The following is a 6,859-nucleotide window of genomic DNA, read 5'->3' as shown; positions in this document are numbered from 1 at the left end:
GGCTAATTGCCGGCGTAGATTCATCACTTGCCAAAGCAGAAGTTTCAAGCGCAAAAATCTCGCTGACTAAGGCAAGAGACCTGGAACAGGAACAAGCCAATCGTTTAGGTATACTGATGGGTGTAACCTCAACAGAAATGGAACTGGATACGGCCTCTATTTCAAGAATTCCTCAACAGATGTATGCAGATAGCTTATTGAATGAAAAAAATCATCCGCTGATGCGATTCTACAAAAACAGGGTCGATGTGAGCAATGAGCAGGTAAACCTTTTCCGAAAATCCTACTATCCTACCTTTTCTCTTTTTGGCGTAATGCAGGGAAGAGGATCCGGATTTAGCTCCGCATACGCTCAAAACCAGACAGCCTTTACCCGAAGTTATTTTGATGGGATAAACCCAACCAGAGGAAACTATCTTTTGGGTGTCGGGGTAGTTTGGAATTTAACAAGCATACTGCGTACCAGCCCTCAGGTACGGGCGCAACAGTTCCAAAGTAAAGGGCTACAAGACGAATATGAACTTGTGGGCCAGCAATTACAAGCTCAATTATCATTAGCTAACGCCAAACTCAAAAATGCCATTGACAATTACAATGAAGCACCGATACAGGTTAAAGCGGCATCTGACGCCTATCTTCAGAAAAGTACTTTATATAAAAATGGATTAACTACAATAGTAGACCTTACCCAGGCATTGTATACCCTTAACCGCGCAGAAACTGACAGAGATATTGCCTACAACAATGTGTGGCAGGCATTATTGCTAAAATCGGCTGCACTTGGAGATTTTGACCTTTTCATCAACGAATTTTAATTAGCAATATTCATGAATTTAATCCGCTTTGCGCTTAGAAAACCTATCTCAATATTAGTATTGGTTGCCGGGCTATTCTTTTTTGGCATTAGTGCAGTAAACACCATTAAGGTAGATATTTTACCTAAAATGAACCTGCCGGTGATCTATATCGCCCACCCTTTCGGCGGTTACACCCCTACCCAGATGGAAGCTTACTTTGGCAAGCAATACGTTAACATCTTATTGTTTGCCAATGGCATTAAAACCATTGAAACCAAAAATATTCAGGGTCTGATGCTAATGAAGCTCACTTACTACGAAGGAACCAATATGGCTCAGGCAGCTTCCGAGCTCAGTGCCCTATCCAATCGTGCCCAGGCCATTTTTCCTCCGGGGTCACAGCCTCCCTTCATTATCCGTTTTGATGCTTCATCTCTTCCAATAGGTCAGCTTGTACTAAGCAGTCCTATAAGAACAAACAACGAATTGCAGGATATTGCCAACACCTATGTTCGTGCTTCATTTACTTCTATCCCAGGCTTGTTAGCACCTGCGCCTTTTGGTGGAAGTCCACGAACAATTGAAATAAATGTGGATCCGGTATTAATGCGTTCACATAATTTAACCGTAGACCAGGTAGTTGAAGCCATCAAAGTAAATAACCAAACAGCGCCTCCGGGTAATGTTCGTATAGGAGATAAGAATTACCTGACTCCAACCAATTATACAATCAAAAATGTTAAAGATTTTGAAAATATTCCATTATTTAAGGGGGGCGTACAAAACCTTTACCTGCGAGATGTTGCTGTAGTTAAGGATGGAGCAGATGCGACAGCTGGCTACGCCTTAATTAATGGTAAGCGTTCGGTATACCTGAGCATTGCCAAATCAGGTGACGCCTCTACATGGGATGTGGTTAGTAACTTAAAAAAGAATTTACCTCAGATTCAGAACACGCTGCCTGAGGATGTAAAACTGTCCTACGAATTTGACCAATCGGTATATGTGATCAATGCAGTAAAAAGTCTGATCAGCGAGGGCGCAATCGGCGCTATTCTTACCGGACTAATGGTATTACTATTTTTAGGTGACAAAAGGGCGGCATTGATTGTAATTCTAACCATACCAACTTCTATCATTGCGGGGGTTTTGTTTCTGAAGTTATTCGATCAAACCATCAATATCATGTCTTTAAGTGGCTTAGCATTAGCCATTGGTATCCTGGTCGACGAATCAACAGTAACGATAGAAAATATACACCAGCATTTTGATATGGGTAAACCCAAGGCCCTGGCCATTTRGGATGCCTGTAAGGAAATCGCCTTCCCAAAATTGCTGATCCTATTGTGTATCCTTGCTGTATTTGCACCCGCCTTTACCATGACAGGCATTCCCGGAGCACTATTCTTGCCATTGGCACTTGCAATTGGCTTCTCTATGATTGTTTCCTTCTTTTTATCACAAACCTTCGTACCTATCATGGCCAATTGGTTAATGGTAGCACACCCTAAAAAAACACCAAAGCATAGTAAAAGGATTACAGATGATGAGGCAGTTTTTAACGAAACAGGACTAGGACTGGAATCAGAAAAAGATACGCTAAATCAAAAGAAAATCCTTGTAGAACGTGAAGACTTCAGTAACGATGGCAAGATTTCCCTCTTTGACAGATTCAGGAATCGATTTATGCGCTTTCTGGATCGACTTATGGCTTATCGTAAACCTGTAGTATTGGTTTATTTGCTGGTCGTTATTGTAGCCGCAGCCTTGTTACTCACAAATATTGGAAGAGACGTACTGCCTAAAGTAAATTCCAGTCAGTTTCAGTTAAGGATGAAAGCTCCCGAAGGAACCAGATTGGAACGTACAGAAGCAAAAGTACAGGTGATCCTTAAGGAAATCAAAAGAATGGTTGGAGAGGACCATTTATCCATTAGTTCAGTATATGTAGGACAGCATCCATCTTTATTCTCTGTAAACCCGATTTATTTATTCATGGCAGGGCCACATGAAGCCGTCTTTCAGATTGGACTGAAAGATTATCATGCGGATATGGAAGAATTTAAAGATGAATTAAGGAAAAATGTAAAAAGACTTGAACCGGATATCAGTTTATCTTTTGAGCCAATAGAATTAACCGACAAGGTGTTAAGCCAGGGCTCTCCCACTCCTGTTGAAGTGCGCATAGCGGGTAAGAATAAAAAGATAAATGAAACTTACGCCAGAAAGGTACTCGCTGAACTGAAACAGATTCCTTATTTGCGTGACGTGCAAATTGCACAGTCTATCAAATACCCTGCGTTAAACGTAAATATTGACAGGATTAAAGCTGCTCAACTGGGTGTAGACATGAGCGATGTGTCCCGATCGTTAATAGCCTCTACCTCTTCCTCTCGTTATACAGATAAAAATGTCTGGGTAGATGAGAAAATTGGTTTAACCTATAATGTTCAGGTACAGGTTCCCTTTAATCAGATGAACACCAAAGAGAATATCGGCGAAATCCCCTTGCTTAGAAATAGCATCAGACCTATACTAAGTGATGTAGCCACTATTACTACAGATACCACTTATGGTGAAAATGACAATGTTGGCGCTATGCCCTACCTATCAGTTACGGCAAACCTGAACAAAATGGATCTGGGCTCCGCAAGTAAAGATGTAGACAAAGCGATTAAAGATTTGGGTGAACTGCCGAGAGGTTTGATTGTAAAACCAGTAGGTATGATCAATGTGCTGGGAGAGACCTTAAGCAGTTTACAATCCGGACTTCTTGTTGCCATTGTGGTTATATTCCTGATGCTCTCGGCAAATTTCCAGTCTTTTAAAGTACCATTGGTGATTTTAACTGCGGTACCTGCTGTTATACTCGGAGCGTTGCTGTTGTTAAGTATAACCGGTTCTACTTTAAATCTTCAATCTTATATGGGCATCATTATGTCTGTTGGGGTATCTATCGCTAATGCTGTACTTCTGATAACAAACGCTGAGCATTTACGTAAACATAGCGGGAATGCAGCAAGCGCGGCAAGAGAAGCTGCAGCGCTAAGGATCAGGCCCATCATTATGACCAGTGTGGCGATGGTTGCCGGAATGCTTCCGATGGCCATTGGCCATGGCGAAGGAGGAGACCAGGTTTCACCGCTTGGCAGAGCAGTAATTGGAGGTTTGATCGCTTCAACTATTGCGGTTTTGATAATTTTACCATTAGTATTTGCATGGGTACAAGGCAAGGAAACCACACAATCTATATCACTTGATCCGGAGGATAAAGAAAGTAAACATTACATCAAAGGATTAGCAGAATAACATAAAGGCATTTAAAATAACTTACAAATGAAAACAAACCTATTTCTAAACACAGTAGCCCTGGCAGGAGGAATTGCCATATTGGCTATAATGAACGGATGTACGGCCAAAGCAGAAAAAGAAGCAGACAAAAAAGAGAAGGCAGTTACTATTGTTACTTTTAAACTTAAAAAAGATAAGCTGGCCACCACACTGCAGCTGCCGGGAGAGCTAAGTGCTTACCAGCAGGTTGACTTGTATGCGAAGATAAGCAGCTTTATTAAAACATTAAAAGTAGATATCGGCTCACAGGTAAGTAAAGGTCAATTACTAATGACCCTGGAAGCACCAGAAACCAATTCTCAGTTGGCTGCCGCACAATCGCGACTCAAATCTCAGGAAGCTTTATACACCGCAAGCAAAGCGAATTACGAGCGTTTGTATGAGACTAGTAAAACCCCCGGTACCATTTCCAAAAATGACCTGGATCAGGCCATAGCCCGTAGAAATTCCGACCAGGCACAATTTGAAGCAACTAAAGCTGCATATAAAGAGGTGGCCGCGATTAGAGATTATCTGGAAATCCGCGCACCATTCAGCGGTATTATTACTGCCAGAAATGTGAATTTAGGTGCTTATGTGGGTCCGTCTGGCAAAGGGTCAGAGTTTCCATTACTTACCCTTCAGGAACAGAAAAATCTCCGTTTAGCCATTTCTATTCCTGAAGTATATACTGGGTATTTAAAGCAAGGTGATCAAATTAGCTTTACAGTAAAGTCAATGCCAGATCAGGTTTTTACCGCCAAAGTGAAACGCTTATCCGGTGCTTTAGATCTACGTCTTCGTTCCGAAAAAATAGAAATGGATGTTCCAAACACTTCAAAAAGACTATTGCCAGGCATGGTGGCTGAAGTTCACATTCCACTTCCCGCCAATGCAAGCACATTTGTGGTTCCTAAAAAAACAATACTGGAAACAGCTGAAGGTATCTTTGTGCTAAAAAACAACAACAATAAGATAGAAAAAATCGAAGTAAAAAAAGGCAGGGAAGCAGATGATAGAATAGAGATTTTCGGAGATCTTAAAGCAGACGATGAATTGGTAACAAATCCTTCAGAAGAAATGCAGACTGGTCAAGTCATACAACCATAATTTTACACGGAGGTTATAGCCAATGCTGAATAAAAATGAAGAACTTTATGTTGTGAATAAAATTGAAAGCCTTCAGGATTTTTATGAACGTCTAAAGATACGACATCCTGATGTTACCATCCCCAGTGTTGAAACGGTTACAAATGTCGGCCACTTTGGAGTATTCAAAAGATCTACGCACTGTTCGGCGCAACCATCTCCATATAATCGTAGGGATTATTATAAAATTTCCCTGATCCTTGGATCTGGAATACTCCATTATCCAAATCAGCGAATTATTGTAAAAGAACGAGGCCTGCTTTTTACCAACCCCAATATTCCCTATGCCTGGGAAGCAACCTCAGAAACGCAGGCTGGATTTTTTTGCCTGTTTACCGAGAATTTTATACATAACAGAAATGAAAGTCTCAGAGAGTCATTGTTATGGAAACTTCAAGGTTGTCCTATCATTTCTATTAATCAACATCAGGAAAAGATTTTCATGGAGCTATTTGCCAAGATGATGGCTGAGATGGAAAGTATGTATGTTCATAAATATGACATGCTCCGCAATTACATTCAATTAATTGTTCATGAGGCATTAAAGGTTCAACCACCGGACACTTATGTTAGGGAAAATAACGCAGCTGTAAGATTAACATCTATGTTTATAGAACTGCTTGAAAGGCAATTTCCGATAGGCTCCACTGATCATATACTTGAATTACGAACACCCCACGATTTCGCCGAACGACTCGCTGTGCATGTAAATCACCTCAATCATGCTGTAAAAGAGGTAACCGGCCGAACCACATCGGAACACATCTTGAAAAGAATAGCCACCGAAGCTGTGGCACTGCTAAGTCATACCGAATGGAATGTTGGCCAAATTGCATACTGCCTTGGTTTTGAGTACCCTGCCAATTTTAATATATTCTTTAAAAGACAGATGCAATGCACACCACGCTTTTTTAGACGGGAGCGAGTTCCTTCCTAATACCATGCCCATCGCCTGTAAAAGCAAAATCGTCGACGCAATCCCTGAGTTCGTCTATTATTCACTTGCAATGTCCGTTGTATTTGTACTTTAGAATACATTTTATTGCATGAAACCAGCTATTACATTTATAAAAGATATAAAACAGCATTAAAGGTCCCCCGTATACGCAGGTATATGGGTCTATTTTGATGTGATGCCTGGCCTGGATGGGCCGGGCAATCACAAACTTTCTGCTGATAGCAGACTGAGGTAAGTCTGCTTCCAGCGTGCCCGCAGTGCATAATCAGCACGCACTTAAAATGCGCCAAAACTTTACCTATCTTGATTTTGTTTATTACCACATGGCGTTAATCAAATTTACGAGCAAGGGCATTTATTGTGCACAAGGTGATTTTTATATTGACCCTTGGAAACCAGTTAACTACGCGGTGACCACTCATGGACATTCAGATCACGTAAAATCGGGCAATAAAGCCTATTTATGTCATGAGCTTACAAAATCAATTCTTAATCACCGGTTAGGCCCAGATCTAAACATACAGACCTTACCCTATCACAAAAAGATTACCATAAATGGTGTTAAGCTAAGTCTTGTCCCTGCAGGCCACGTTATAGGCTCTGCACAGATAAGACTCGAATATAA

Annotated in this window: 4 protein-coding genes and 1 pseudogene; all 5 read left to right on the top strand. The window is 41.1% G+C overall.

Annotation, left to right across the window (positions count from 1 at the left end):
• The coding region (locus AC1DDX_RS19920) for a TolC family protein (RefSeq protein ID WP_477622462.1) at positions 1–815 on the top strand (815 nt) is incomplete at its 5' end.
• Positions 816–827: 12 nt separating this feature from the next.
• On the top strand, positions 828–4,106 hold the full coding sequence (locus tag AC1DDX_RS19915; RefSeq protein ID WP_477622461.1) for an efflux RND transporter permease subunit: 3,279 nt from the start codon (positions 828–830) through the stop codon (positions 4,104–4,106).
• 27 nt (positions 4,107–4,133) lie between these two features.
• Positions 4,134–5,237, top strand: coding sequence for an efflux RND transporter periplasmic adaptor subunit (locus AC1DDX_RS19910; RefSeq protein WP_288883948.1), 1,104 nt, complete (start codon positions 4,134–4,136; stop codon positions 5,235–5,237).
• Positions 5,238–5,259: 22 nt separating this feature from the next.
• On the top strand, positions 5,260–6,213 hold the full coding sequence (locus tag AC1DDX_RS19905) for a helix-turn-helix domain-containing protein (protein WP_216854298.1): 954 nt from the start codon (positions 5,260–5,262) through the stop codon (positions 6,211–6,213).
• Positions 6,214–6,557: 344 nt separating this feature from the next.
• A pseudogene (locus tag AC1DDX_RS19900) lies at positions 6,558–6,859 on the top strand (ligase-associated DNA damage response exonuclease); the annotation flags it as partial.

The sequence above is a fragment of the Pedobacter sp. 10L46_2 genome (assembly GCF_056395165.1).
The sequence above is the reverse complement of the archived record's forward strand: the minus strand, read 5'-3'. Positions and strand labels throughout refer to the sequence as shown.

Bases quoted from the DNA above. Each gene is read 5' to 3' on its own strand.
- AC1DDX_RS19910 (WP_288883948.1), top strand. From the start codon at position 4,134: ATGAAAACAAACCTATTTCTAAACACAGTAGCCCTGGCAGGAGGAATT.
- AC1DDX_RS19905 (WP_216854298.1), top strand. From the start codon at position 5,260: ATGCTGAATAAAAATGAAGAACTTTATGTTGTGAATAAAATTGAAAGC.